The 21,953-nt window shown below is 60.1% G+C and carries 24 protein-coding genes; 16 read left to right on the top strand and 8 right to left on the bottom strand.

The annotated features are described in order from the left end of the window. Positions 1 to 12: 12 nt before the first annotated feature. On the top strand, positions 13 to 585 hold the full coding sequence (locus tag J5M57_RS26705; RefSeq protein ID WP_169842939.1) for a hypothetical protein: 573 nt from the start codon (positions 13 to 15) through the stop codon (positions 583 to 585). Beyond that, positions 572 to 955 carry a hypothetical protein gene (locus J5M57_RS26700; protein WP_207848606.1) on the top strand — a complete coding sequence of 128 codons (384 nt, stop codon included), beginning with the start codon at positions 572 to 574 and terminating at the stop codon, positions 953 to 955. Before J5M57_RS26705 ends, J5M57_RS26700 begins: the two co-directional genes overlap by 14 nt. Positions 956 to 1,126: 171 nt before the next feature. On the opposite strand, the gene pyrE is transcribed toward J5M57_RS26700, so the two are convergent. Next, the gene (gene pyrE, locus J5M57_RS26695; RefSeq protein WP_007954442.1) at positions 1,127 to 1,771 is read right to left on the bottom strand and encodes an orotate phosphoribosyltransferase; all 645 of its coding nucleotides are present in this window, start codon (positions 1,769 to 1,771) and stop codon (positions 1,127 to 1,129) included. Between the two features lie 82 nt (positions 1,772 to 1,853). Here pyrE and J5M57_RS26690 point away from each other — a divergent pair, with 82 nt between their 5' ends. After that, positions 1,854 to 2,633, top strand: coding sequence for an exodeoxyribonuclease III (locus J5M57_RS26690; RefSeq protein WP_003229491.1), 780 nt, complete (start codon positions 1,854 to 1,856; stop codon positions 2,631 to 2,633). Between the two features lie 70 nt (positions 2,634 to 2,703). Here J5M57_RS26690 and gltS read toward each other — a convergent pair whose 3' ends face one another. From gltS to rph, 3 genes are all read right to left on the bottom strand, one after another. Continuing rightward, a complete protein-coding gene (gltS, locus tag J5M57_RS26685) occupies positions 2,704 to 3,912 on the bottom strand; it encodes a sodium/glutamate symporter (RefSeq protein WP_169842937.1) in 1,209 nt (402 codons plus the stop codon). Between the two features lie 390 nt (positions 3,913 to 4,302). Next, complete coding sequence (locus tag J5M57_RS26680) at positions 4,303 to 4,671, bottom strand: DUF4870 domain-containing protein (protein ID WP_003229492.1); 369 nt, start codon at positions 4,669 to 4,671, stop codon at positions 4,303 to 4,305. A gap of 29 nt (positions 4,672 to 4,700) precedes the next feature. After that, positions 4,701 to 5,423, bottom strand: coding sequence for a ribonuclease PH (rph, locus tag J5M57_RS26675; protein ID WP_064589819.1), 723 nt, complete (start codon positions 5,421 to 5,423; stop codon positions 4,701 to 4,703). Between the two features lie 270 nt (positions 5,424 to 5,693). On the opposite strand from rph, the gene J5M57_RS26670 reads away from it, so the two are divergent. From J5M57_RS26670 to J5M57_RS26645, 6 genes are all read left to right on the top strand, one after another. Beyond that, positions 5,694 to 6,557, top strand: a complete 864-nt coding sequence (locus J5M57_RS26670; protein WP_064589820.1) for a YicC/YloC family endoribonuclease — start codon at positions 5,694 to 5,696, stop codon at positions 6,555 to 6,557. Between the two features lie 10 nt (positions 6,558 to 6,567). Next, positions 6,568 to 7,188: a guanylate kinase gene (gmk, locus tag J5M57_RS26665; RefSeq protein WP_064589821.1), complete on the top strand. Its 621-nt coding sequence runs from the start codon at positions 6,568 to 6,570 to the stop codon at positions 7,186 to 7,188. A 167-nt stretch (positions 7,189 to 7,355) separates the two neighbouring features. After that, positions 7,356 to 7,619, top strand: coding sequence for a DNA-directed RNA polymerase subunit omega (gene rpoZ / locus J5M57_RS26660; RefSeq protein WP_003229503.1), 264 nt, complete (start codon positions 7,356 to 7,358; stop codon positions 7,617 to 7,619). 57 nt (positions 7,620 to 7,676) lie between these two features. Then, on the top strand, positions 7,677 to 9,782 hold the full coding sequence (gene spoT / locus J5M57_RS26655; protein ID WP_064589822.1) for a bifunctional GTP diphosphokinase/guanosine-3',5'-bis pyrophosphate 3'-pyrophosphohydrolase: 2,106 nt from the start codon (positions 7,677 to 7,679) through the stop codon (positions 9,780 to 9,782). A 24-nt stretch (positions 9,783 to 9,806) separates the two neighbouring features. Beyond that, positions 9,807 to 10,187, top strand: coding sequence for a RidA family protein (locus J5M57_RS26650; protein ID WP_003229509.1), 381 nt, complete (start codon positions 9,807 to 9,809; stop codon positions 10,185 to 10,187). Between the two features lie 73 nt (positions 10,188 to 10,260). Further along, positions 10,261 to 11,001, top strand: a complete 741-nt coding sequence (locus tag J5M57_RS26645; RefSeq protein WP_169842936.1) for a hypothetical protein — start codon at positions 10,261 to 10,263, stop codon at positions 10,999 to 11,001. A gap of 139 nt (positions 11,002 to 11,140) precedes the next feature. Here the strand turns inward: J5M57_RS26645 and J5M57_RS26640 are convergent, their stop codons facing one another. Next, the gene (locus J5M57_RS26640) at positions 11,141 to 11,998 is read right to left on the bottom strand and encodes an SDR family oxidoreductase (protein WP_207848607.1); all 858 of its coding nucleotides are present in this window, start codon (positions 11,996 to 11,998) and stop codon (positions 11,141 to 11,143) included. 188 nt (positions 11,999 to 12,186) lie between these two features. Between J5M57_RS26640 and exbB the strand changes: the two genes are divergently transcribed. The 6 genes from exbB (at position 12,187) to J5M57_RS26610 (ending at position 19,133) form a co-directional block, all read left to right on the top strand. Next, on the top strand, positions 12,187 to 13,182 hold the full coding sequence (exbB, locus tag J5M57_RS26635; protein WP_169842934.1) for a tonB-system energizer ExbB: 996 nt from the start codon (positions 12,187 to 12,189) through the stop codon (positions 13,180 to 13,182). A 6-nt stretch (positions 13,183 to 13,188) separates the two neighbouring features. Then, complete coding sequence (exbD, locus tag J5M57_RS26630) at positions 13,189 to 13,617, top strand: TonB system transport protein ExbD (protein ID WP_041071566.1); 429 nt, start codon at positions 13,189 to 13,191, stop codon at positions 13,615 to 13,617. Further along, positions 13,614 to 14,363: an energy transducer TonB gene (locus J5M57_RS26625; RefSeq protein ID WP_064589826.1), complete on the top strand. Its 750-nt coding sequence runs from the start codon at positions 13,614 to 13,616 to the stop codon at positions 14,361 to 14,363. The genes exbD and J5M57_RS26625 overlap by 4 nt, the downstream gene beginning before the upstream one ends. 275 nt (positions 14,364 to 14,638) lie before the next feature. After that, positions 14,639 to 15,568 carry a hydrogen peroxide-inducible genes activator gene (locus J5M57_RS26620; protein WP_207848608.1) on the top strand — a complete coding sequence of 310 codons (930 nt, stop codon included), beginning with the start codon at positions 14,639 to 14,641 and terminating at the stop codon, positions 15,566 to 15,568. A gap of 9 nt (positions 15,569 to 15,577) precedes the next feature. Then, positions 15,578 to 17,653: an ATP-dependent DNA helicase RecG gene (gene recG, locus J5M57_RS26615; protein WP_207848609.1), complete on the top strand. Its 2,076-nt coding sequence runs from the start codon at positions 15,578 to 15,580 to the stop codon at positions 17,651 to 17,653. Between the two features lie 79 nt (positions 17,654 to 17,732). Beyond that, complete coding sequence (locus J5M57_RS26610) at positions 17,733 to 19,133, top strand: aminoacyl-tRNA deacylase and HDOD domain-containing protein (RefSeq protein WP_016985804.1); 1,401 nt, start codon at positions 17,733 to 17,735, stop codon at positions 19,131 to 19,133. A gap of 263 nt (positions 19,134 to 19,396) precedes the next feature. Here J5M57_RS26610 and J5M57_RS26605 read toward each other — a convergent pair whose 3' ends face one another. Continuing rightward, positions 19,397 to 19,780, bottom strand: a complete 384-nt coding sequence (locus tag J5M57_RS26605) for a helicase (RefSeq protein ID WP_003229522.1) — start codon at positions 19,778 to 19,780, stop codon at positions 19,397 to 19,399. Positions 19,781 to 20,378: 598 nt separating this feature from the next. On the opposite strand from J5M57_RS26605, the gene J5M57_RS26600 reads away from it, so the two are divergent. Further along, positions 20,379 to 20,750, top strand: a complete 372-nt coding sequence (locus J5M57_RS26600; protein WP_064589828.1) for a DUF6124 family protein — start codon at positions 20,379 to 20,381, stop codon at positions 20,748 to 20,750. A gap of 92 nt (positions 20,751 to 20,842) precedes the next feature. Here J5M57_RS26600 and J5M57_RS26595 read toward each other — a convergent pair whose 3' ends face one another. Both J5M57_RS26595 and J5M57_RS26590 read right to left on the bottom strand, forming a co-directional pair. Next, on the bottom strand, positions 20,843 to 21,430 hold the full coding sequence (locus J5M57_RS26595) for a lysozyme inhibitor LprI family protein (RefSeq protein ID WP_207848610.1): 588 nt from the start codon (positions 21,428 to 21,430) through the stop codon (positions 20,843 to 20,845). Positions 21,431 to 21,468: 38 nt separating this feature from the next. Beyond that, positions 21,469 to 21,927 (bottom strand): cell division protein, encoded by a 459-nt coding sequence (locus J5M57_RS26590; protein ID WP_207848611.1) that lies wholly within the window; start codon positions 21,925 to 21,927, stop codon positions 21,469 to 21,471. Positions 21,928 to 21,953: the final 26 nt, after the last annotated feature.

Raw genomic sequence — 21,953 nt, 5'->3', positions numbered from 1 at the left:
GGGGACTGAATCATGCAGATCTCGTTCACGATCGACGCCGACGCTTTCGAGCAGGAGCAAAAGGAACCGGTCAAAAAGACCCTGCGCATCGGCGATGCGGAAATTGCCCACGCCCTTCAGCGCATCGCCAAGGCCAGCCTGACCGAATACCTGAAAATGCTGGTCGAGGGCGGCATGCCCAGCCGGGCCGACGAAGCCAAGCAGGATCGCCTCCTTTACCTGATTCAAAGCTACTTCGGGCAGACATTGCCGACCGAATCGCAGATATCGACGATCTTCCAACTGACCCAGAGCCAGAGCAAAACCTTGCTGAAGAACACCGTGTCGCGCTTTCGCAATCAGCTCGACGACATTCTGCAACACAGCATGCGAGCGGTCGTCGAGTCTGCGGAACACGCCAAGGATGTCTATCTGGTGGTCATCAGTTCGGACGTGATTCGCGATGAGCTGAACATGCTGATCACCCAGAATGAGCCGACATTCAAACCGATCACCAAGCGTAAAGGCAGCGCCGGGCAGTTTGAGATCAGCGAGGATTCCCACGATTTGTTGTGCGCGACATTGGGGCTCAATGCCGTTCGGTGACATCGTCGCGGTCAGTGGCTTGCTGCTGACCCTGACCACTTTCATGTTCAATCTGGCCTGGCCGACGCTCAATGAGGCGTTGGCGCTGGATGAACATCAAACCGGCCCGCAGAACAAAAAACGCTACCGCGAGAAGGTCAAGAATGCTGTTTACTGGCGTGCGCTGCCGCTGACAGGCGCCTTCGCAGCGCTGTTTTACGTCAATCTGCCGGCTGCCGTGGGCATTATCGGCAGCAGCACACTGGACCTATGGGACTTCGATGTTGATCGCACGCTGTACGTGATGGTCGTTGTAGCGTTGCTGGCATTTGCGCTGATTAATGCAGTATTGATGCTGAAATTGCTTACAAAATGGCGAAAGCTGCGCTAGCTGAAACGAAAAGACCCCGTTCAGCCTGACTGAACGGGGTCTTCACTGTGAATCATTTTCTGTGGCGAGGGAGCTTGCTCCCGCTGGGCTGCGCAGCGGCCCCGAAATCTTGTGAGCGCTACGCACTCAAGCGGGAGCAAGCTCCCTCGCCACAGTGCTCAATCCAGGCAATTACACGCCGAACTGGGCGCGATACGCTTCCACGGCCGGCAGGTGCTGCTTGAGCTGCGGATCGTCAGCGAGGAATTCCAGTACCTGGTTCAGCGAAACGATGCTGATCACCGGAATACCGAAATCGCGCTCGACTTCCTGAATGGCCGACAACTCACCGTTGCCACGCTCCTGACGGTTCAGGGCGATCAGCACGCCCGCCGCCTTGGCGCCGTCCTGGGAGGCGATGATCTGCATCACTTCGCGGATCGCGGTGCCGGCGGTGATCACGTCGTCGATGATCAGCACTTCACCGGTCAGCGGCGCGCCGACCAGACTGCCACCTTCGCCATGGGCCTTGGCTTCCTTGCGGTTGAAGCACCACGGCAGGTCACGGTTGTGATGCTCGGCCAGCGCAACGGCGGTAGTGGCCGCCAGCGGGATGCCTTTGTAGGCCGGGCCAAACAGTACGTCGAAAGGAATGCCGCTCTCGGCAATGGCTGCTGCGTAGAAACGCCCCAGCTGCGCCAGGGCCGAACCCGAGTTGAACAGGCCGGCGTTGAAGAAGTAAGGACTGGTGCGCCCGGACTTCAGGGTGAACTCACCGAAGCGCAAAACGCCGCGATCGATGGCAAAACGAATGAAATCGCGCTGATACGCTTGCATGAAAAAAACCCCAAATACCACGGATTTAGCTAATTAGCTTGACGCCGTGTATCATACACGCACGCGATTTTTGGGGCCATTTATGCGGATCATCAGTGTGAACGTCAATGGTATTCAGGCTGCAGTCGAGCGTGGTTTGCTCAGTTGGCTGCAAGCACAGAATGCCGACGTCATCTGCCTGCAGGACACCCGTGCCTCCGCCTTTGAACTGGATGACCCAGCCTTCCAACTGGATGGCTACTTCCTTTATGCCTGCGATGCTGAAGTCCCTGCCCAAGGTGGCGTGGCTTTGTATTCGCGGTTGCAACCGAAGGCTGTCATCAGCGGTCTCGGTTTCGAGACGGCCGACCGCTACGGGCGCTACCTGCAAGCAGATTTCGACAAAGTCAGTATTGCCACCTTGCTGCTCCCTTCGGGGATGAACGGCGATGAGGACTTGAACCAGAAGTTCAAGCTCATGGACGACTTCGGCAAGTACCTGGACAAACAGCGGCGCAAACGTCGCGAGTACATTTATTGTGGCTCGCTGTACGTCGCGCAGCAGAAGCTCGACATCAAGAACTGGCGCGACAGCCAGCAATCCCCCGGCTTCCTGGCGCCAGAACGCGCCTGGATGGACGAGATTGTCGGCAACATGGGCTACGTCGATGCCCTGCGCGAAGTCAGCCGCGAAGGCGACCAGTACAGCTGGTGGCCGGACAACGAACAGGCCGAGATGCTGAACCTGGGCTGGCGCTTCGACTACCAACTGCTGACCCCGGGCCTGCGGCGCTTCGTGCGCAGCGCGCGCCTGCCGCGTCAGCCGCGGTTCTCGCAGCACGCGCCGCTGATCGTCGACTACGACTGGACGCTGACCATCTAAGCGTCGATCCGCAGACAAAAAAATGCCCGTATTGCGAGATACGGGCATTTTTTATGCCGCAGCTTGAACCTCAGACAGCGACAAAAAACGGCAAGGCAAGGTAAAGCTTAATCACGATGACATTAATGATGTCGATAAAGAATGCACCGACCATCGGCACCACGAGAAACGCAATCTGCGATGGCCCGAAACGCTGCGTCACTGCCTGCATGTTGGCGATGGCCGTTGGTGTCGCACCCAACCCAAAGCCGCAATGCCCTGCCGCCAGGACCGCCGCGTCGTAGTTACTGCCCATCACTCTGAATGTCACGAAAATCGCGAACAGCGCCATGACCAACGTTTGCGCAGCCAGGATGAGGAATATCGGCAGAGCCAACGCCGCCAGATCCCAGAGTTTGAGAGACATCAAGGCAATTGCCAGAAACAGCGACAGGCTGACATTGCCCAGCACCGACACTTCACGCTCGAATACCTGATACAGGCCCAGCGCCGATAGCCCATTACGCAACACCACTCCCACGAACAAAACGCAGACAAACGTCGGCAATTCGAGTGCGGTTCCGTGCAGAAAGCCATTCAGAAGATTGCCAGCCAATAAACTGACCGCAATCAGAGCCAGTGTCTCGATAAACGAAAAAGGCGTAATCGAACGCTCTTTGTTCGGCTGCTCAAAACCCTTTGGCATCCGTGGTGTTTCTTGAGGCTGGCAGCCGGGTACCTCAACGCGCTTGATGAGCAGGCGAGCCACTGGCCCACCAATCAAACCACCCAGGACCAGGCCAAAGGTCGCCGACGCAATTGCAAGCTCGGAGGCCGAAGCGAGGCCGTACTTTTCACTGAATACCGTGCCCCACGCCGCACCCGTACCGTGACCGCCCGCAAGCGTGATCGAACCCGTCAGGAGCCCCATCAACGGATCAAGACCCAACGCTTTGGCAAGACCAATGCCCAACGCGTTCTGAACCACCAGAAGCCCGGTAACCGCCAGTAGAAATATACCGACTACGCGCCCCCCCTTCTTCAGGCTGGCAAAGTCTGCGCTCAAACCGATTGTGGCAAAGAATGCCAACATCAAAGGCGTTTGCAGTGAAGTATCGAATCTGATCTCTATATCAAAAGCTCGCAGCATCAATAAACCCAGCGCAACCACCAGCCCACCGGCGACGGGCTCAGGTATATTGTAACTACGCAGAAAACCGACTCGTGCAATAAGTCCGCGCCCCAGTAATAGCACCAGAGAGGCGGCCACAAGCGTTCCATAAAAATCGAGCTGAATCATTGGGATTATTCTTGGCTGTGTATTCATCAGGCGCACTTTTTACCCGCGCACACCTATTGAATCGGCTGATTGTCTCAACACTAATTGATTTGGAATTCAAGGACCTTCAATGGCTTGAATATATCAAGATATTTCTGAAGCAACGTTGCGCGGAGTAACCTTAACAATCGCCAAGTCCTATTGCCAAGGACTGAGATCGCTCTAATGCATTGCAGTTGTGACTAAAAGTGTAGGAGTTAAATATATAAAAAATATCCACTACCGCTTGTCACAGATAGAACTCCTCCTACACGAAAGAGTAATTATTCGAGTTGCAGAAACACAAATGCCCTGACAAGTCAGGGCATTTATATTAAGAATTTGCGAATCCCGGAGGCTTAGCATTGATCGTTATTTGATCAGTCGCCAGGTGAACGGATAACGGTAGGGAAAGCCTTCGTTTGCCTTCACCCCGGCAATGATCGTCAGCACCAATGCGCCGATGGCCAGAAGGCCCAGCAGGAAGAAGCCGATGATCAACACCATCAGCAGCAGACAGATCGCGGCAGCAATCGCCACGGTGATCTGAAAGTTCAGCGCTTCCTTGCCCTGAGCATCGATGAACGGATCGGTTTCGCGCTTCATCTGCCACAGGATCAACGGCCCGATCAGATTGCCGAACGGAATCCAGATCCCCAACAAGGCGGACAAGTGACAAAACATCGCCCATTGGCGAACCTCTTGGCTCGGCTTGGGCAGTAACTCTTGCTCATCACTCATCGCGTCCTCCTTGCGGGTTACGAACCTGCTCAGTCGGCCAGTGCAGCCTGTTGCAGTTCGAAGATTTCGTTCATGCCTTTCTTGGCCAGTTCCAGCATGGCATTCAGCTCTTCAGGTTGGAACGGTGCGCCTTCAGCGGTGCCCTGGACTTCGATGAAGCCACCGGTGCTGGTCATCACCACGTTGAGGTCGGTCTCGGCAGCGGAATCTTCAAGATAGTCCAGATCCAGCACCGGCTCGCCTTGATACATGCCAACCGACACCGCGCCGATCATTTGCTTGAGCGGATCGCCGCCCTTCAGGCCGCCGCGCTTCTTGATCACTTTCAACGCATCGACCAGAGCAACCATGGCGCCGGTGATGGACGCGGTGCGGGTGCCGCCGTCAGCCTGGATCACGTCGCAGTCGACGTACAGGGTCACATCGCCGAGTTTGGACATGTCCAGCGCAGCGCGCAGGGAACGGCCGATCAGACGCTGGATTTCCAGGGTGCGGCCGCCCTGCTTGCCACGGCTCGCTTCACGCTGGTTACGCTCGCCGGTGGCGCGCGGCAGCATGCCGTATTCGGCGGTCAACCAACCCTGGCCCTGGCCTTTGAGGAAACGCGGCACGCCGTTTTCGACGCTGACGGTGCAGATGACCTTGGTGTCACCGAATTCGACCAGTACGGATCCCTCGGCGTGTTTGGTGTAGTTGCGGGTAATGCGGATCGAGCGAAGCTGATCGGCAGCGCGACCACTTGGACGTTTCATAGGGAATACCTGTACTGGGGACGGAAAACTGCCGAGCATTATAGAGCGCTGCACCGCGCCTGGGCACGGGTTAAAAATTCCGGCCGTCGAGCCAAGGCCCTGAAACGCGCATAACCGACGGCCTGCAGCTCTTTGTCACACCGTGTGTTTGGGCGCATCCGCCGCACTGCGCTACAATCCTGCGCCTTTGCTGCCAGTCGGCTTAAATTCATTGATATCGAGCCTGCGGAACATCCCTTCTGCGCCGATCTGCATTGCGAGGTCACCGCCATGGTGCACAGCATGACCGCCTTCGCCCGCGTCGAGAAAGCCGGCGTCCAGGGCACCCTGAGCTGGGAGCTGCGCTCGGTCAACAGCCGCTATCTGGAACCGCACCTGCGCCTGCCGGAGTCGTTTCGCGACCTCGAAGGCGCCGTGCGTGAAGCGCTGCGTCAGGGCCTGTCGCGGGGCAAGCTGGAATGCACCCTGCGCTTCACCGAAGAAAGCACCGGCAAGCCGCTGCAAGTCGACCGCGAGCGCGCCGCGCAACTGGTCGCCGCGGCCGAAACCATTGCCGGCCTGATCAACAACCCGGCGGCACTGAACCCCCTGGAAGTGTTGGCCTGGCCTGGTGTGCTTGTCGCCGACGCGACCGATCCGCAGGCGCTGAATGCCGAGGCGCTGGCCCTGTTCAATCAAGGCCTGAAGGAACTCAAGGCTGGCCGCGAGCGCGAAGGCGCGGAGCTGGCACGCCTGATCAACGAGCGCCTGACCTCGATCGAAGAAGACGTCGTGACCCTGCGTGAACTGGTGCCGCAGATGCTTGCGACGCAGCGCCAGAAAGTCCTCGACCGCTTCGCCGACATGAAGGCCGAGCTGGACCCGCAACGCCTGGAACAGGAAATGGTCATCCTCGCGCAAAAAAGCGATGTGGCCGAAGAACTGGATCGTTTGAGCACCCACATCATCGAAGTTCGCCGGGTACTGAAATCCGGCGGCGCCGCAGGACGGCGCCTGGACTTCCTGATGCAGGAGCTCAACCGCGAGGCCAACACACTGGGCTCCAAGGCCTTCGACCCGCGCAGCACCCAGGCCGCCGTCAACCTCAAGGTGTTGATCGAGCAGATGCGCGAACAAGTGCAGAATATTGAGTAAGGCAACAGACATGACCCACAGCACCGGCACCCTGTACATCATTTCCGCGCCATCGGGCGCGGGCAAAAGCAGCCTGGTCAAGGCTTTGACCGATGCCAATCCAGAGATTCGCGTCTCGATCTCTCACACCACCCGCGCCATGCGCCCGGGCGAAGTGGACGGCGTGAACTATCACTTCGTGACCCGCGAAGAGTTCGTGAAGATGGGCGAGCACGGCGATTTCCTCGAACGCGCCGAAGTCTTCGGCAACTTCTACGGCACCTCGCAAAGCCGCCTGCAGCAAACGCTCGACGAAGGTCACGACCTGATCCTGGAAATCGACTGGCAGGGCGCCGAGCAAGTGCGCAAGCTGATGCCACAGGCGCGCTCGATCTTCATCCTGCCGCCGTCGCTGCAGGCCTTGCACCAGCGCCTGACCAACCGCGGCCAGGACAGCGACGAGATCATCGACGGGCGGATGCGCGAAGCGGTCAGCGAGATGAGTCACTATGTCGAGTACGACTACCTGATCATCAACGACGATTTCGCCCACGCGCTGAACGATCTGCAGGCGATTTTCCGCGCCAATCAGCTGCAACAGAAACGCCAGCAAGTGCGTTTCGGCAGATTGCTGGCTGAATTGCTCGGTTAAACAGCACTTCCCAAAACCGCTGCAAGCGCTTTACATTGGTGCTTGCAGCGCGTTGAAGGGTCTGGTCAAAAAATCAGCGCTTCCCTAATCGCTGGTGATTTTTTAAACTGTTGAGTCCGCTCGCCCAACCGGGCAGCGCGCATATTGCATTCGCTCCGAGGAATACCATGGCCCGCGTAACCGTTGAAGACTGCCTAGAACACGTGGAAAACCGCTTTGAGCTGGTCATGCTCTCTACCAAGCGTGCCCGTCAACTGGCCACCGGCGGCAAAGAGCCACTGGTCCAGTGGGAAAACGACAAACCGACCGTAGTTGCGCTGCGTGAAATCGCTGAAGGCCTGATGAGCTACGAGTTCATCGCCGAGCAGGAAATCGTCCACGAAGACCCGGTCTTCGCTGCGTTCGAGGACGAGTCCAACGAGGCCGTCTAAGCCTATGCCTGGTCGACGTAGCACGGCGCGGGATCACAGCTTACGGCAGGAGTTATCATGCCGAGCATAGACGCCCTCGCCGATCGCTTATCGACCTACCTCGGCAATGACCAGGTCAACCTGGTCCGCCGAGCGTATTTCTACGCCGAACAAGCCCACGACGGCCAACGCCGCCGCAGCGGCGAGGCGTACGTCACGCATCCTCTTGCCGTGGCCAATATTCTTGCCGACATGCACATGGACCATCAGAGCCTGATGGCCGCGATGCTGCATGACGTGATCGAAGACACCGGTATCGCCAAAGAAGCACTGCAGGCGCAGTTCGGTGAAACCGTGGCCGAACTGGTCGACGGGGTCAGCAAACTGACCCAGATGAACTTCGAGACCAAGGCCGAAGCCCAAGCCGAAAACTTTCAGAAAATGGCCATGGCCATGGCGCGCGACATTCGCGTGATCCTGGTCAAGCTCGCCGACCGCCTGCACAACATGCGCACGCTGGAAGTGCTGTCCGGGGAAAAACGCCGGCGCATCGCCAAGGAAACCCTGGAAATCTACGCGCCCATCGCCAACCGCCTGGGCATGCACGCGATCCGTATCGAATTCGAAGACCTCGGCTTCAAGGCGATGCATCCGATGCGTTCCGCGCGGATCTACCAGGCCGTAAAGCGCGCCCGGGGCAACCGCAAGGAAATCGTCAACAAGATCGAAGAATCCCTCGGCCATTGCCTGGCGATCGACGGCATCCAGGGTGAAGTCAGCGGTCGCCAGAAACACCTCTACGGCATCTACAAGAAAATGCGCGGCAAGCGTAGGGCCTTCAACGAGATCATGGACGTCTACGCGTTCCGGATCATCGTGGACAAGGTCGATACCTGCTACCGCGTGCTAGGCGCTGTGCATAATTTGTACAAACCGTTGCCGGGGCGCTTCAAGGATTACATCGCGATCCCCAAGGCCAACGGCTATCAGTCGCTGCACACCACGCTGTTCGGCATGCACGGCGTACCGATCGAGATTCAGATCCGCACCCGCGAAATGGAAGAGATGGCCAACAACGGCATTGCCGCCCATTGGCTGTACAAATCCAGCGGTGACGAACAGCCCAAAGGCACCCATGCCCGCGCCCGTCAGTGGGTCAAAGGCGTGCTGGAAATGCAGCAACGTGCCGGCAACTCGCTGGAATTCATCGAGAGCGTGAAGATCGACCTGTTCCCGGACGAGGTCTACGTGTTCACGCCCAAAGGCCGGATCATGGAGCTGCCAAAAGGCTCCACGGCGGTCGACTTTGCCTACGCGGTGCACACCGACGTCGGCAACAGCTGCATCGCCTGCCGGATCAACCGCCGCCTCGCACCGCTGTCCGAACCGCTGCAAAGCGGCTCCACGGTCGAGATCGTCAGTGCGCCCGGCGCGCGGCCAAACCCGGCGTGGCTCAACTTCGTGGTCACCGGCAAGGCACGCACGCACATCCGCCATGCGCTGAAACTGCAGCGCCGTTCCGAATCCATCAGCCTCGGCGAACGTCTGCTGAACAAGGTGCTCAATGGTTTCGACAGCGCGCTGGAGAAAATCCCGGCCGAGCGGGTCAAGGCGATGCTCACCGAGTACCGTCTCGAACTGATCGAAGACTTGCTGGAAGACATTGGTCTGGGCAACCGCATGGCCTATGTCGTGGCGCGCCGTCTGCTCGGTGAAGGCGAACAGCTGCCAAGCCCGGAAGGCCCGCTGGCGATTCGCGGCACCGAAGGCCTGGTGCTCAGCTACGCCAAGTGCTGCACGCCGATCCCGGGCGACCCGATTGTCGGCCACTTGTCAGCGGGCAAAGGCATGGTCGTGCACCTGGACAACTGCCGCAACATCAGCGAAATCCGGCACAACCCGGAAAAATGCATCCAGCTCTCGTGGGCCAAGGATGTCACCGGCGAATTCAACGTTGAACTGCGCGTCGAGCTGGAGCACCAGCGCGGCCTGATCGCCCTGCTGGCCAGCAGCGTCAACGCAGCCGACGGCAATATCGAGAAAATCAGCATGGACGAGCGCGATGGTCGCATCAGCGTCGTCCAGCTGGTGGTCAGCGTCCACGACCGTGTGCACCTGGCCCGCGTGATCAAGAAACTGCGCGCCCTGACCGGGGTCATCCGCATCACCCGCATGCGTGCATAACTCACACCTAACAAGGAGTCATACATGACCAAGACCGTTATCACCAGCGACAAGGCCCCAGCCGCCATCGGCACCTACTCTCAGGCGATCAAGGCCGGCAACACCGTCTACATGTCGGGTCAGATTCCTCTGGACCCAAAGACCATGGAACTGGTTGAAGGCTTCGAAGCCCAGACCGTCCAGGTGTTCGAGAACCTGAAAGCCGTCGCTGAAGCGGCCGGTGGTTCGTTCAAGGACATCGTCAAGCTGAACATTTTCCTCACCGACCTGAGCCACTTCGCCAAGGTCAACGAGATCATGGGCAAATACTTCGACCAGCCGTATCCGGCCCGCGCCGCCATCGGCGTTGCTGCCCTGCCGAAGGGCTCGCAAGTCGAAATGGATGCCATCCTGGTCATCGAGTAATGCACACGGCGCAGCCTTCAACCGCTGTGCCGACTGCTCTGCGGTAAAGAAAAGGTTTTGAAAGGATTCCACCATGCGCAAAGCGCTTGCTCTCTCGCTGCTCGCCATTTTTCTCGGCGGCTGTGCCAGCGACCCCGCCGACCGTGACATCAGCGGCACCTGGATCAACCAGGTGGCGATCGATGCTGCTGCCAAGGGCGGCCCCCTGCGCGAAGCGCTTCAGGCCTATGGCCCGAACCTGGAGTGGGACGTCAACACCAAGGCCGGCCAGGCCCGCTACACCAACGGTTTCGAGAACGTCGAAGGACGGCTGCAGGGCGAACAGTCCGGCGCCTGGAAAGTCGACTTCTATGGCAGCTCCGGCAGCGAGCTGAAACGCGACGGCGGCCGGATGAAACAGGCCGCGACCGAGAACGAACCCGACCAGATCTTCGACCGCGCGCAGATCCCCGTCCCCGAAGGCGCACCGATCGGCGCCAGCTTCGAGCGCGCACTGTATTCGGCGTATCTGGGCGGCAGCTGGAAGATTGCCAGCGGCGACGGCGAAGGCAATACCGTGCAATTCCAGGCCGATGGCCAGGTCTCCGGCCTGCCCGGCGCCGACCGCTATGCCCTGTGCCTGGCAGGCGACTGCGCCTCGATGAACAGCGACCACGACAGCATGTGGCTGCAGCTCAACGGGCAAGGCAACAACTGGATCTTCGCCCGCAAAGGCAAGGCACTGGAGATTTTCCAGGCAGTAAATACTGCGCTGACCGATGAAATGCCGCAGTTCACCCCGGGTGAACGCAAGTGGTTGCTCGAGAAGCAGTAAACATCCCCCGAGAGCAACACATGACTCTGTAGGAGTGAGCCTGCTCGCGATGACGGTTTAACAGCCAACATAAGTGTTGAATGTTATGGCCTCATCGCGAGCAGGCTCACTCCTACAGTTATTTTGGGGTGACCGGAAGTCAGCACTTACCTTCTAGAATCGCCGCATAACCTTCGCGATAACTCGGATACGTCGGCGTCCACCCCAGCGCTTTCGCCCGGGCATTGCTGCAGCGCTTGCTGCCAGTGCGGCGTACGCTGGCGTCTTCGGCCCACTCGGTGACACCCAGGTATTCACGCAGCCACGCGACCACCTCGGCCAGCGGCGCCGGCGCGTCGTCTACCCCGATGTAGATATCCTGCAGCGGCTCGCCACGACGATCGGCTTCCAGCAGAAATGCCATCAAACCCGCAGCGTCATCGGCATGAATGCGATTGCCATACAGCGGCGGCTCGACCGCCACCCGATAACCGCGACGCACCTGAGTCAGCAACCACTCACGCCCCGGACCGTAGATCCCGGTCAGGCGCACAATGCTCGCCGGGATACCACTCTTGAGCGCCACTTGCTCGGCTTCGAGCATCAGTCGCCCGGAATATCCGCTGGCGACGGTTTCTGAATCCTCGTCGACCCACTCCCCTTCCAACTGCCCATACACACTGCTACTGGACACGAAGAGCAGCCGATCCGGGGTTTGCCCGTAGTCGTCCAGCCAGCTCAATACGTTCTGCAACCCCTGCACATACGCTGCGCGATAACCGGCCTCGTCGTGATCAGTGGCCGCCGCGCAATACACCACGTAATCCACGGCACCCACCGGCCAGGTATCGGGGCACTCCTCCTTGAACAAGTCACCGGCCACGCCGATCACGCCCTCAGGCAGACGCGAAACGTCGCGACGCAGGCCGTGCACTTCCCATCCGTCAGCCAGCAATTGCTTGGCCAGACGGCTCCCGACATCACCACAACCGGCGATCAAAACCGAAGGCGCAGACATTCAAAAACTCCCGTTACAAGGGCTTAAACCACACTCATCGGGTGACGAGTGGTTAGCAATCAAGGAAAAAAAGAGACTCTATTACTTTAGTTAACAAGAATTACTTGCAATAATGCACGCCACTTTTGTTCTCGGCCTCACGAGGCCTGGAAGAGCATCACCGTTTTTCTATCTCAGGTCCGGCCAGCATGACACGTAATCAATTTCCCGCTTCGCCAACCACACGACCTCGCGCCTGGAGCGCAATAGCGGCGCTGTTGCTCAGCCTGATGCTGGCGCCGGTTGCAGCCTTCGCTGACGCCACTGCCCCAGCTGCGAACCAATCGGCCGCCGCCGCTCCACAGGATGTGCCGAGAAATCCAGACGGCAGCGTCGACACCTCTTCACTGCCGCCAGAAGTACAAGCATCCCTGGCCAAGTTCGGTGAACTGGCAAAGCAGGTCGATCCGCAACAGCTGGAAGCCGATAATACTCTGGGCATGGCACACGACCTGTCGCCGTGGGGCATGTATCAGAACGCCGACATCATCGTGAAAATCGTGATGATCGGTCTGGCCATCGCCTCCATCATCACCTGGACCATCTGGATCGCCAAAGGCTTCGAGCTGATGGGCGCCAAGCGTCGTCTGCGGGGTGAAATCGCCGCCCTGAAAAAAGCCGCCACCCTCAAGGAAGCCAGCGCAACGGCAGCCAAAGAAGGCACCCTCGCCAACCTGCTGGTGCACGACGCGCTCGAAGAGATGCGCCTCTCCGTCAACAGCCGCGAGAAAGAAGGCATCAAGGAGCGCGTCAGCTTCCGTCTTGAGCGTCTGGTCGCAGCCTGTGGCCGCAACATGAGCAGCGGCACCGGCGTCCTCGCCACCATCGGTTCCACCGCGCCGTTCGTCGGCCTGTTCGGTACCGTGTGGGGCATCATGAACAGCTTCATCGGCATCGCCAAGACCCAGACCACCAACCTCGCCGTCGTCGCGCCGGGCATCGCCGAAGCGCTGCTGGCCACCGCACTGGGTCTGGTGGCTGCGATTCCTGCGGTCGTGATCTACAACGTGTTCGCCCGCTCCATCGCCGGCTACAAGGCGCAGGTCTCCGACGCTTCGGCGCAGGTTCTGCTGCTGGTCAGCCGTGACCTCGACCACCAGCCTGAGCGCAGCAGCTCGCAACCGCACATGGTGAAAGTGGGGTAATCGGCCATGGGCCTGCATTTGAAAGAAGGCGCAGACGACGATCTGGCCGAGAACCACGAAATCAACGTCACGCCGTTCATCGACGTGATGCTGGTACTGCTGATCATCTTCATGGTGGCCGCACCGCTGGCCACCGTGGATATCAAAGTCGACCTGCCTGCCTCGACCGCCAAACCGGCGCCGCGGCCAGAGAAACCGGTGTTTCTCAGCGTAAAAGCTGATCAGCGCCTGTACATCGGCGACGACGAAGTCAACGCCGACACCCTCGGCGCGACGCTCGACGCCAAGACACAAGGCAAGAAAGACACCACCATCTTCTTCCAGGCCGACAAAGGCGTGGACTACGGCGACCTGATGAGCGTGATGGATAAGCTGCGCTCGGCCGGTTACCTGAAGGTCGGTCTGGTAGGCCTTGAGAGCGCAGCCAAGAAATGATCACGACGCGCCATAAGCTGACGCGTTACAGCGGTAGTCTGGCCGTGGTGCTGGGCGTTCACGCGCTGGCCATCGCGCTGGCGCTGAACTGGACCGCCCGCCCGCCCATCGAACTGCCGCCGCAGGCAATGATGGTCGAGCTGGCACCGGTTCCGGCCCCGCCACCGCCTGCTCCGCCGAAAGTCGTCACACCGCCGCAGCCTCCGGCGCCGGTCGAAGAGTTGCCGATTCCGAAACTGGCTGAAGCACCCAAGGCCGAGATTGCCGTACCGAAGCCCAAACCCAAGCCAAAGCCGAAACCGCAGCCGCCCAAACCGGTCGAGAAAAAACCGGAGCCTGTGAAGGAAAAACCTTCCGAGGAAAAACCGGCCGACACGCAACCGACCCAGGCACCGACGGAGAAGTCCGCCCAGCCGGCACCGGGCCCGTCGCCCGCTCAATTGGCCGCCAAGGCCAGTTGGCAAGGCACCCTGCTCGCGCATTTGGCCAAGTACAAAAAGTACCCGCAAAGCGCACAGGCACGGGGCAAGGAAGGCTTGAACCGTCTGCGCTTCGTGGTCGATGGCGAAGGCAACGTGCTGTCGTTCGAACTGGTGGGCCGCTCGGGCAATGCCGATCTGGACCGGGCCACCCTGGAAATGATCCGCCGTGCGCAACCGCTGCCCAAGCCACCGGCCGACATGCTGAACAACGGCTCGATCGAAATTGTGGCGCCGTTTGTGTACTCGCTCGAACGCCGCCGCTAACGCAACACAAAACCTGTAGGAGTGAGCCTGCTCGCGATAGCGGTGTGTCAGACAATGAATGATTGACTGACACAACCCCATCGCGAGCAGGCTCACTCCTACAAAGATTCTCCGCCAGCCGGATGATCCAGCCAAAAGGCGCCGCAAGGTGCCTTTTGCTTATCTACCCGCGGCAAACTCACATTGCCCGGTGTCGCATTCCTCACTCAGTCTGATAACGTGCGTCTATCGATTGCAGCCGTTATGCTTGGCCCGCAACTTCATGGACGCTCGCTATGACTCTCACAGAATTACGCTACATCGTTACCCTCGCCCAAGAGCAGCACTTCGGCCACGCCGCCGAGCGTTGCCACGTCAGTCAGCCGACCCTGTCGGTGGGCGTGAAAAAGCTTGAAGACGAACTCGGTGTGCTGATTTTCGAGCGCAGCAAAAGCGCCGTGCGCCTGACCCCGGTCGGCGAAGGCATCGTTGCCCAGGCGCAAAAAGTCCTGGAGCAGGCGCAAGGCATCCGTGAACTGGCCCAGGCCGGCAAGAACCAGCTGACCGCCCCGCTGAAAGTCGGCGCGATCTACACCGTCGGCCCGTACCTGTTCCCGCACCTAATTCCACAACTGCACCGGGTCGCCCCGCAGATGCCGTTGTACATCGAAGAAAACTTCACCCACGTGCTGCGCGACAAACTGCGCAACGGCGAGCTCGACGCGATCATCATCGCCCTGCCGTTCAACGAAGCCGACGTGCTGACCCTGCCGCTGTACGACGAGCCGTTCTACGTGCTGATGCCGGCCCAGCACCCGTGGACGCAAAAAGAAACCATCGACGCCGCCCTGCTCAACGACAAGAGCCTGCTGCTGCTTGGCGAAGGCCATTGCTTCCGCGATCAAGTGCTCGAAGCCTGCCCGACCCTGACCAAGGGCAACGACGGCGCCAAGCACACCACGGTCGAATCCAGTTCGCTGGAAACCATCCGCCACATGGTTGCGTCCGGTCTGGGCATCTCGATCCTGCCGCTGTCGGCAGTGGACAGCCATCACTACGCCCCGGGCGTGATCGAAGTGCGGCCGCTGTCGGCACCGGTGCCGTTCCGCACCGTGGCGATTGCCTGGCGCGCGAGCTTCCCACGGCCGAAAGCCATCGAGATCCTCGCCGACTCCGTTCGCCTGTGCTCGGTGGCCAAGCCCGCAGCGCCGGTTACGGCCGGTTAAGCGAGCGTCATGACTGAGCTGTCGCAAGTGTCGGTGACGGCACTCAAGGGTGTCGGCGAAGCCATGGCCGAGAAACTGGCCAAGGTCGGTCTGGAGAACCTCCAGGACGTGCTGTTTCACCTGCCGCTGCGTTATCAGGATCGCACCCGCGTGGTGCCGATCGGTCACTTGCGACCGGGCCAGGACGCGGTGGTCGAAGGCACCGTCAGCGGTGCCGACGTGGTCATGGGCCGGCGTCGCAGCCTGGTGGTGCGCATGCAGGACGGCACCGGCGGCCTGAGCCTGCGCTTCTACCATTTCAGCAATGCACAGAAAGAAGGCCTCAAGCGCGGCACGCGGATTCGCTGCTACGGCGAAGTGCGGCCCGGTGCCTCGGGGCTGGAAATCTACCACCCGGAATACCGCGCCATCACCGGTGACGAGCCGCCGCCGGTGGACGAAACCCTGACCCCGGTCTACCCGCTCACCGAAGGCCTGACCCAACAGCGCCTGCGCCAGTTGTGCATGCAGACCCTGACGCTACTCAAGCCAGACACTCTGCCCGACTGGCTGCCGACCGAACTGGCCCGCGACTACCAACTGGCGCCGCTGGCCGACGCGATCCGCTACCTGCACAACCCGCCCGCCGATGCCGACGTCGATGAACTGGCCCTCGGTCATCACTGGGCGCAGCATCGTCTGGCATTCGAAGAACTGCTGACCCACCAACTGTCGCAGCAACGTCTGCGCGAAAGCATGCGTTCGCTGCGTGCGCCAGCGATGCCGAAGGCGAAAAAGCTGCCGCCGAAATACCTGGCCAACCTCGGCTTCAACCCGACCGGCGCCCAGCAACGCGTCGGCAATGAAATCGCCTACGACCTCAGCCAGCACGAACCGATGCTGCGCCTGATTCAGGGCGACGTCGGCGCGGGCAAAACCGTGGTCGCCGCCCTCGCCGCGTTGCAAGCGCTGGAGGCCGGTTATCAGGTCGCGCTGATGGCGCCAACCGAGATCCTCGCCGAGCAACACTTCATCACCTTCAAGCGCTGGCTCGAACCGCTGGGCATTGAAGTCGCGTGGCTGGCCGGCAAGCTCAAAGGCAAAAACCGCGTCGCCGCACTGGAGCAGATCGCCGGCGGCACACCGATGGTGGTCGGCACCCACGCGTTGTTCCAGGACGAAGTGCAGTTCAAGAACCTCGCACTGGTGATCATCGACGAACAACACCGCTTCGGCGTGCAACAGCGTCTGGCGTTGCGGCAGAAAGGCGTTGGCGGGCGCATGTGCCCGCATCAACTGATCATGACCGCCACGCCGATCCCGCGCACGCTGGCGATGAGCGCCTACGCCGACCTCGACACCTCGATCCTCGACGAACTGCCGCCCGGGCGCACCCCGGTCAACACCGTGCTGGTCACCGACACCCGCCGCGTCGAAGTCATCGAACGGGTACGCAGCGCCTGCGCCGAAGGGCGTCAGGCCTATTGGGTGTGCACGCTGATTGAAGAGTCGGAAGAGCTGACCTGTCAGGCCGCCGAAACCACGTTCGAAGACCTCACCGCCGCCCTCGGCGAGTTGAAAGTCGGGCTGATTCACGGGCGCATGAAGCCTGCCGAAAAAGCGGCGGTGATGGCCGAATTCAAGGCCGGCAACCTGCAACTGCTGGTCGCGACCACGGTGATCGAAGTCGGCGTCGACGTGCCCAACGCCAGCCTGATGATCATCGAAAACCCCGAACGCCTCGGCCTCGCGCAGTTGCACCAACTGCGCGGCCGCGTCGGCCGGGGCAGCGCCGTCAGCCATTGCGTGCTGCTTTACCATCCGCCGCTGTCGCAGATCGGCCGCCAGCGCCTGGGCATCATGCGCGAGACCAACGACGGTTTCGTCATCGCCGAAAAAGACCTCGAGCTGCGCGGCCCCGGCGAAATGCTCGGCACGCGCCAGACCGGCCTGCTGCAATTCAAGGTCGCCGACCTGATGCGCGACGCCGATCTGCTGCCCGCCGTGCGCGATGCCGCCCAGGCTTTACTCGAGCGCTGGCCAACTCACGTCAGCCCATTGCTCGACCGCTGGTTGCGTCACGGGCAGCAATACGGCCAAGTGTGAGCACCGTCGCAGTTTCTGACAGATCGTTCTGACCAAGCTGGTTATACTCCTGCCATTGTTTCAAAAACGGATACAGATCATGACCGAAGCCGCCCTCGCCCCCGAATCCCCGCACGCGCCGTCTGTCATTCGGCTGCTGCTAGGCAAACTCGGGATCGCCTACGAAGAAGTGCTCGACCACCACGGCCTCAATGCTTCGCGCAAGGTACAAGCCGTGTTGCTGGACGACGCCGTCGGCGCGCTGATGGTGCTGTTTCCGCAGAGCCAGTTGCTGGACCTCAATCGCCTCGCCGAACTCACCGGCCGGCGGCTGACCGCCGTGTCCACCGAGCGCCTGGAAAAGATGCTCGGCAAACACAGCCTCAGCCTGCTGCCGGGCCTGCCGGCGCTGACCAGTTCGCCGTGCCTCTACGAAGAAAGCCTGCTGCGCGAACCGAAGCTGCTGATCAACTCCGGCGAGCCGGGCCTGCTGCTGGAAATCGCCAGCGAAGACTTCAAGACCATGCTGACCAAGGCCAGCGCCGCCAACTTCGGCGAAGCCTTGAGCAGCATCCGCCCGAACCTAGACCGCCCGGACGATGACCGCGAGGAAATCACCCAGGCTGTGCAGGCGTTCACCGCGCGCCGGATTCAGCAGCGTCTGGAAGCGACCATCGAGATTCCGCCGCTGGCTGAAACCGCGCAAAAAATCATCAAGCTGCGCGTCGACCCCAACGCCACCATCGACGACATCACCGGCGTGGTCGAAACCGATCCGGCGCTGGCGGCACAAGTAGTGAGCTGGGCCGCGTCGCCGTACTACGCCTCGCCGGGCAAGATTCGTTCGGTAGAAGATGCGATCGTTCGCGTGCTCGGTTTTGATCTGGTGATCAACCTGGCGCTGGGCCTGGCCCTCGGCAAGACCCTGAGCCTGCCCAAAGACCACCCGCAACACACCACGCCGTACTGGCAGCAATCGATCTACACCGCCGCCGTCATCGAAGGCCTGACCCGCGCCATGCCCCGCGCTCAGCGCCCGGAAGCCGGCCTGACGTATCTGGCCGGTCTGCTGCACAACTTCGGTTACCTGCTGCTGGCCCACGTGTTCCCGCCGCACTTCTCGCTGATCTGCCGCCACCTGGAGGTCAACCCGCACCTGTGCCACAGCTATATCGAGCAACACCTGCTCGGTATCAGCCGCGAACAGATTGGCTCGTGGCTGATGCGCTACTGGGACATGCCCGACGAACTGGCCACCGCCCTGCGCTTCCAGCACGACCCAAGCTACGACGGCGCCTACGCCGAGTACCCGAACCTCGTCTGCCTGGCCGTACGCCTGCTGCGCAGCCGCGGCATCGGCTCCGGCCCCGACGAAGACATCCCCGACGCCCTGCTCGAACGTGTTGGTTTGACGCGCGACAAAGCCAACGACGTGGTCAGCAAAGTGCTTGAGGCTGAAGTGCTGCTGCGCGAACTGGCCTCGCAATTCAGCCAGGCCTAAACGCATCACGGGCAAGCCTCACTCCCACAAGATCAACACAATCCCTGTGGGAGCGGGCTTGCCCGCGATGAATCCAACTCGGTTTCCTGGATGTACTGAACCCCTGTGGCGAGGGAGCTTGCTCCCGCTCGACTGCGCAGCAGTCGCAAAACCAGCCGGCAGGGTGTGTCAGGCAAAACTCGGCTTTCAGGATTTGGGGCCGCTCCGCAGCCCAGCGGGAGCAAGCTCCCTCGCCACAAAAGCTCTTCTCATCAAGACTCGGCTCAGGCCTTAGGCTTGGCCTTCCTCGGCTTCAAATACTTCATCAACCCCTGAAACCACATCACCAGCGCCGGATTCCCCTTCAGCTGGATCGACTTGTCCTGAATCCCCTGCATAAACGCCAACTGCTTGTTCTTCGCCTGCATCGTGGCGAAGGCATAACCCGCATCCTTGAACGCAATCGCAAACGCCGGCTCCGCCACCACCCCAGACTTGCTGGTAACGCGCTGATTCTTCACCACGAAATGCCGCGCCACTTTCCCGTCCAGCGTCTGCAGCTGAAACACCAGATCCTTGTCACCCAACTGCTGCTGGAACGCAGGATTTGTCCGGCTGGCCTTACCCATCAACAAACCCATCATCCACAGAAGAAAACGAAATTTCATGCGCACAGCCTCAAAAGGAAAATGAACGGCCGGGGCAGTGTAAGGGATTCAGACGATAACGCCAGTATCTGCCGCTATTGGGAGAGGATGCAGTCAAGTTCCCGCACGATGACCACCAAGTCACGTCTTTACAGCCATACGCCCTACGCTTTGGCTGATCATTCCCACCCTCCCCTTGGGAACGCACCCCGAGACGCTCCGCGTCTCACCACTCACCTTTCCTACACCTGTTGAAACACATACCTGTAGGAGCTGGCGAAGCCTGCGATCTTTTGATCTTCCGCCCCGCAAACCTATGGGAAATTTCCTGCAAAGTGCCGGGCTGTCCATGAACTAGGCGAGCGGGAGCGGTATAGATAGGCTCTGTGCGTCGTCGCAAAATCGGCGATACGGACGTGCAAGTCCGGCGGGAGTACACATTGGTTATGGCAATTCGCCGAGCGTTTTCCTATGCTCGCGGATCGTTATGGCTGCTGTGTATGGGAGACCTTCGGGTCTGCCGGGTGACTCCACCGGTCTTGCACACCTATGCACAGCTGCCACCACTTTCGAAGTGCGAGCGAAACGGTGTCGGCTCCTAAAACTGGAGTAAGACCAAATGATCAAACCAACCCCCAATCCCCCAGAATCCCCAGACATATCGCCCTACGAATCGCTGGAATCCAAGAAATTCCACGAAGCCGCCGAACGCGCCCTCGACCACCACTTCAAACCACCCCTCGACCCACACCCCAAACGCGAAACCGGCCTCTTCAGCCTCTCCCCCGGCACCGACGCCGAAGCCCTCATGGCCAACGCCTCCGAAGACCTCCTGTCCATCAGCGTCATCGCCAGCGACTTGGCCGACGACCTCCACGGCTCACGCCGCTCGGTGGCGCTGGCCCTGAGCAGAATGGCAGACGGGGTGCGATTGATGGTCGAAGGGATGCTCGACCATATTGAAGTGCGGAACGTGGCGGCCAAGTCCTAGCGAGATTTGCGGATGAAGAAAGGGGACGTTAAGTCTCCTTTCCCAATGATCCCCGGCTCACCACTGACAGCCTGTTTCTGGCGAAGCGTTCTTTAGCGGTTCATGGGTAATTGAAAACGCATCCTCACCGCGCAGTAGGCGACGTCTTCACGCAACAGACGGCCAGCCATCTCACAATGCCCTTCTGCGTACGTCTTCCAAAGCGGAGCATTGAACTCATCCCCTCCCAGTCGCTCAATGGCGGCCGCTAAATTTCTCTCACGATCCTTCCCCGCAATCGCAGATGCGGCTTTGTAAAAGCCATCTAGCGGTAAGCCCGTCTGCAGGGCAATCAACTCTCCCAACCGGGCATTGGTCGTTTGTACCAGACACCCCAGTCTCTCGATTGGCGCCTCAGCGCCCGGCAAAGTGGATTGATAAAGCTCCTCGCAAAACGACTCTTTGAAACGCACCCAGTTCTTTTGCACATCTCTCAGATGGCTCTGCTCCGCAGGGGCCAAACTCGTCAGCGCTTTTTTATATTGCTCGTTCAACACAGCGTCGACCTTCTCGAAGGTTTGCTGCCCGCAAATGATCAAGTCGGGGTTGGAAAAACTGTCTGGATTACACACTTCTGAGGCAAGTGCCGCAGTAGAGGTTGCCAATGCCAAGCAGCAGAGAAGAATCGAAAATCCTTTCACGCTATAACTCCTTCGATACCAATATGCCCAATGCGCATTTATTGAGCGATTTTTCGGCGGTCCTGGACATACAGCCAGATCAACGGCGGCAATAGCACGAGCAATGCAAAAGCATCGAGCCACAGGTGCGACCAGACCTGCAGTTGCGCCGAGAGCCACATGTCTTGTGGCGCCCATAACAGGATCCCGGCAATCAGCCAGCCCCAGGCTGCCGAGGTTTTGAGACGGTTGCCAAGGTGCACCAGCGCGAGCATGTACAAGGAATAACTTTGCAGCGTCGCGCCGAACAGCGCGAGCCACCAGATCTGCTGTTCGTGGCCGGCGGCAGGGACTGCATCTGCGCCCCAGAATGCGAGTTCGAGATTGTGCAAGTAGCCGTCGAGTAAGCCGGAATGCCCGGCCCAGGTCAGGGTGAGGCCGGCGAGAATGTGCACCATCGCAGCGGCGTATAGCCAGAGCACGAGTGCTGGGCGGAGCGAGGTAGAGGGGGCTGGCATTCCGTGTCCTGAGCGCATTCCTTGGG

This window comes from Pseudomonas sp. 86_A, from assembly GCF_017491705.1.
Lineage (GTDB): Bacteria > Pseudomonadota > Gammaproteobacteria > Pseudomonadales > Pseudomonadaceae > Aquipseudomonas > Aquipseudomonas koreensis.
The sequence above is the reverse complement of the archived record's forward strand: the minus strand, read 5'-3'. Positions and strand labels throughout refer to the sequence as shown.

Excerpts from the sequence above, each read along its gene's own strand:
- J5M57_RS26705 (WP_169842939.1), top strand. The coding sequence starts at position 13 with ATGCAGATCTCGTTCACGATCGACGCCGACGCTTTCGAGCAGGAGCAA.
- J5M57_RS26700 (WP_207848606.1), top strand. The coding sequence starts at position 572 with ATGCCGTTCGGTGACATCGTCGCGGTCAGTGGCTTGCTGCTGACCCTG.
- pyrE (WP_007954442.1), bottom strand. The coding sequence starts at position 1,771 with ATGCAAGCGTATCAGCGCGATTTCATTCGTTTTGCCATCGATCGCGGC.
- J5M57_RS26690 (WP_003229491.1), top strand. The coding sequence starts at position 1,854 with ATGCGGATCATCAGTGTGAACGTCAATGGTATTCAGGCTGCAGTCGAG.
- gltS (WP_169842937.1), bottom strand. The coding sequence starts at position 3,912 with ATGATTCAGCTCGATTTTTATGGAACGCTTGTGGCCGCCTCTCTGGTG.
- J5M57_RS26680 (WP_003229492.1), bottom strand. The coding sequence starts at position 4,671 with ATGAGTGATGAGCAAGAGTTACTGCCCAAGCCGAGCCAAGAGGTTCGC.
- rph (WP_064589819.1), bottom strand. The coding sequence starts at position 5,423 with ATGAAACGTCCAAGTGGTCGCGCTGCCGATCAGCTTCGCTCGATCCGC.
- J5M57_RS26670 (WP_064589820.1), top strand. The coding sequence starts at position 5,694 with ATGGTGCACAGCATGACCGCCTTCGCCCGCGTCGAGAAAGCCGGCGTC.
- gmk (WP_064589821.1), top strand. The coding sequence starts at position 6,568 with ATGACCCACAGCACCGGCACCCTGTACATCATTTCCGCGCCATCGGGC.
- rpoZ (WP_003229503.1), top strand. The coding sequence starts at position 7,356 with ATGGCCCGCGTAACCGTTGAAGACTGCCTAGAACACGTGGAAAACCGC.
- spoT (WP_064589822.1), top strand. The coding sequence starts at position 7,677 with ATGCCGAGCATAGACGCCCTCGCCGATCGCTTATCGACCTACCTCGGC.
- J5M57_RS26650 (WP_003229509.1), top strand. The coding sequence starts at position 9,807 with ATGACCAAGACCGTTATCACCAGCGACAAGGCCCCAGCCGCCATCGGC.
- J5M57_RS26645 (WP_169842936.1), top strand. The coding sequence starts at position 10,261 with ATGCGCAAAGCGCTTGCTCTCTCGCTGCTCGCCATTTTTCTCGGCGGC.
- J5M57_RS26640 (WP_207848607.1), bottom strand. The coding sequence starts at position 11,998 with ATGTCTGCGCCTTCGGTTTTGATCGCCGGTTGTGGTGATGTCGGGAGC.
- exbB (WP_169842934.1), top strand. The coding sequence starts at position 12,187 with ATGACACGTAATCAATTTCCCGCTTCGCCAACCACACGACCTCGCGCC.
- exbD (WP_041071566.1), top strand. The coding sequence starts at position 13,189 with ATGGGCCTGCATTTGAAAGAAGGCGCAGACGACGATCTGGCCGAGAAC.
- J5M57_RS26625 (WP_064589826.1), top strand. The coding sequence starts at position 13,614 with ATGATCACGACGCGCCATAAGCTGACGCGTTACAGCGGTAGTCTGGCC.
- J5M57_RS26620 (WP_207848608.1), top strand. The coding sequence starts at position 14,639 with ATGACTCTCACAGAATTACGCTACATCGTTACCCTCGCCCAAGAGCAG.
- recG (WP_207848609.1), top strand. The coding sequence starts at position 15,578 with ATGACTGAGCTGTCGCAAGTGTCGGTGACGGCACTCAAGGGTGTCGGC.
- J5M57_RS26610 (WP_016985804.1), top strand. The coding sequence starts at position 17,733 with ATGACCGAAGCCGCCCTCGCCCCCGAATCCCCGCACGCGCCGTCTGTC.
- J5M57_RS26605 (WP_003229522.1), bottom strand. The coding sequence starts at position 19,780 with ATGAAATTTCGTTTTCTTCTGTGGATGATGGGTTTGTTGATGGGTAAG.
- J5M57_RS26600 (WP_064589828.1), top strand. The coding sequence starts at position 20,379 with ATGATCAAACCAACCCCCAATCCCCCAGAATCCCCAGACATATCGCCC.
- J5M57_RS26590 (WP_207848611.1), bottom strand. The coding sequence starts at position 21,927 with ATGCCAGCCCCCTCTACCTCGCTCCGCCCAGCACTCGTGCTCTGGCTA.